At 69.3% G+C, this 3,217-nt stretch carries 3 protein-coding genes and 1 pseudogene; all 4 read left to right on the forward strand.

The genetic code is table 11. The annotated features are described in order from the left end of the window. A partial coding sequence (locus ACH4E7_RS45410; protein WP_396255097.1) for an ArsR/SmtB family transcription factor occupies positions 1-831 on the forward strand: 831 nt, incomplete at its 5' end. A gap of 213 nt (positions 832-1,044) precedes the next feature. Continuing rightward, a pseudogene (locus ACH4E7_RS45415) lies at positions 1,045-1,761 on the forward strand (IS6 family transposase). 66 nt (positions 1,762-1,827) lie between these two features. Further along, the gene (locus ACH4E7_RS45420) at positions 1,828-2,331 is read left to right on the forward strand and encodes a tyrosine-type recombinase/integrase (RefSeq protein WP_396255098.1); all 504 of its coding nucleotides are present in this window, start codon (positions 1,828-1,830) and stop codon (positions 2,329-2,331) included. 195 nt (positions 2,332-2,526) lie between these two features. Beyond that, positions 2,527-3,072 (forward strand): hypothetical protein, encoded by a 546-nt coding sequence (locus ACH4E7_RS45425; protein ID WP_396255099.1) that lies wholly within the window; start codon positions 2,527-2,529, stop codon positions 3,070-3,072. The last annotated feature ends 145 nt before the right edge of the window (positions 3,073-3,217 follow it).

Here is a 3,217-nt window from a genome sequence, read left to right on the forward strand (position 1 = left end):
CCGCTGCCTAATCAGACGGGCTTGGACCCTCTACCGCTGGGATACCCGGCCTCGAAGCCCCCGCATCCGATGACCTACTGGCGGACGCCCTTACTGGAGGAAGTCGCCGCCACACCAGCGAAACAACTCCGGGCAACCCTGGCCCAGCTCGCCGAGCGGCAACATATGCCCGGCTGGGCATCCGGGCTGGGTGACAACCCCGAGGTGCTACGACAGCTTGTCGACGCCCTCGGCCAGGTTTACGCAACCGTCCTGGCCCCGTACTGGCCCCAGGTCACCGCGCAGGTCGCGGCTGACCGAGCCGTCCGGTCCCGTGAGCTTCTGCACGGTGGTGTCGAGCGGCTGCTGAACGGGCTGTATCCGCCGCGTATCCGGTGGCGGGCACCCGTGCTGGAGGTCGCCCTGGTGTCCGGACTGGAAGGTGACGTCCACCTGGGGGGCCGGGGCCTGCTGCTGATGCCGTCCGTGTTCGCCGCGCAAGCACCCGTGATCGATCCGGATGCCGAACCCCAGCCCATCCTGGCCTACCCTGCCCACCGCGATGAGAGGGCCGGCCCCCTGACCCTCGTGACCCCGGCCGCAACCGACGGCACACCGGCACCACTGGCCGCGCTGCTGGGCCGAACCCGCGCCGCCGTACTGCGCATCATCGCGCAACGCCCCGGCTGCACGACCAGTGAAATCGCCACGGCTCTGGCCGTCGGCCCCTCCAGTGCCAGTCAGCACGCCACCGTGCTGCGCGAGGCCGGCCTGATCACCACACTTCGTCACCACAACACCGCCCTTCACACGCCCACCGCCGCCGGACTCACACTGCTGGACACCGCGTAGGGGGCACCATCGAAGTGCCGCTACCTTCGAACGTGCTGGTCAGCGGGGCTGGCGTGACGGTCCTTGCCCGTACTCGTGCTGGTGGTGGGCAGGAGTCTGCAGTCTTGATCGTCTGACGGGGCGGCTTCCCTGATTCCCCCGCCACGGGCGCTGTCACGTTGGCCGACCGGGTGAGATGATCTTCTGATCGATCACGGCGGAGGGGGATCATTCGTGGAGAGCACGTCGCCGTCGTACAGGGGTCACCGGCACCCGGTCGAGGTCATCTCCCACTGTGTGTGGCTGTACTTCCGGTTCCCGCTGTCGTTTCGCGAGGTGGAGGAGCTGATGCTCCAGCGCGGTGTCGTCGTCTCCTACGAGACGGTCCGGCGGTGGTGCCTGACGTTCGGGCAGACCTACGCCGACGCGCTGCGCCGCAGGCAGCCCCGGATCGGGGACAAGGTGGCATCTGGACGAGGTCTTCATCAAGGTCAACGGCGAGCGGAAGTACCTGTGGCGGCCGTTGACCAGGACGGCAACGTGCTGGACATCCTCGTGCAGGGGCGGCGGGACAAGGCCGCGGCCAGGCGCTTCCTGCGCCGCCTCCTCAAGCGGACCCGCGCGGTGCCGAGGGTGATCGTCACGGACAAGCTCCGCTCCTACGGAGCCGCCCACCGCGAGGTCATGCCGTCCGTGGAGCACCGCTCCCACAAGGGTTTGAACAACCGAGCCGAGAACAGCCACCAGCCCACCAGGCAACGCGAACGCGCCATGAAGGGCTTCCGCTCCGCAGGCGCGGCCCAACGCTTCCTGTCCGCGTTCAGCGGCATCTCACCCCACTTCCGACCCCGCCGCCTGATGGCCGCCACCGGCTACCGAGCCGAGATGACCGTCCGCTTCGCGATCTGGGAGCAGGTCACCGAAGCCGCCGGCCCGCCCACCCCGGCCTGAACACACAGCTGCAACCCGGCCCCGCCACACCCCGACACACCCTCAGGCACTCTCGCACCTAACAACGTGACAACGCCCTTCGGCCGCAACCCGCAGGGACGCGAGTTCGGCGAGTACGGCGTCCTCTACGTCCGGCACGGCAAGGCGAAGAAGGGCTCGCCGCCCAAGCGCCGAAGCGTGCTGACGGTCTGGGACTGGTCGGCGGAGATCCTGCAGCAGTGGAACGAGGAGGTCCGCCCGCTCTTCTCCACGGCCGGCTCCGGCGCACTGTGGCCCTCGGAACGCTCGGCCCGAATAGGGTTCTCCCAGATGAATACCCGCTTCGGCGCCTACCGGCACGCGCTGGGCCTGGACGCCGGGCTGGACTTCCACTCCTTCCGAAGGTCGTACGTCACCCACCTGATCGAGGACGGCTACGACGCCCGCTTCGTCCAGGAACAGGTCGGTCACGAGCACGCGTCGACGACCGCGATCTACACCTGCGTCTCCTCCGACTTCCGCACCCGCAGCCTGCGTCGCGCCCTGGACGCCACGATGGAGGCCGCCCTGCGGCCGGCGAGGAATGCCTGATGAAGCGTCAAGTCAGGGATCACCACCGCCCGCACCGGCCTGGCCCAGGCCGCAGCCTTCCTCCGCTGGCTCGCCGAGCGAGAACGCGCCGTCGGCGAGTGCACCCAGGCCGACCTCGACGCCTGGCACGCCGAGAACGCCACCAGCCGCCGGGCGGCCCAGGCATTCCTGCGCTGGTGCGCGGACAACCGCGCCATGCCCCGCCTCAAGATCCCCACCTGCCGCACCGAGAACCCGGCCCCGATCAGCCAGCACCGACGCATCACCCTCATCCGCCGGGTCCTCACCGACGAGGAACTACTGCTCGCGGACCGGGTCGCCGCCGCGCTGGTCCTCCTCTACGCCCAGCCCATCAGCCGACTCGTCCGGCTCACGACCAGCGACATCGTCCGCAACGGCAGCCAGGTCATGCTCCGCCTCGGCGATCCGGCAACCCCGGTCCCCGAACCGTTCGCTGGCATGCTCCTCGAACACCTCGCCGCCCAACCGAACAGCACCTGGCTCTTCCCCGGCCACAGGGCCGGACAGCCTCTCGACCCCTCGACCCTCCGCGGGAGACTCGCCGCTGCGGGCATCCCCGCCCTGCACGGCCGAACCGCCGCCATGCGCCAACTCGTCCTCCAAGCCCCACCCTCCGTGGTCGCCGGGATGCTCGGCTACCACTCCGTCCACGCCGAGGCCATCGCCGCAGAAGTCGGAGGAACCTGGAAGCACTACGCCCCCGGCGACCACTCACGGTGACATCAGCAGCCATCAGCACGGGGAACTCAGATCACCCGATCACAGACCCTTACTGACCTCGGCGCTTCAAGGTGATGGCGGTGGGAGGTCGAGGGAGAGTCCGGCCCCGGTGAGGAAGCCGTCGAGGATGTCGGAGCGGTACTGC

This window comes from Kitasatospora sp. NPDC018058 (assembly GCF_044327205.1).
In the GTDB taxonomy this organism is placed as follows: domain Bacteria; phylum Actinomycetota; class Actinomycetes; order Streptomycetales; family Streptomycetaceae; genus Kitasatospora.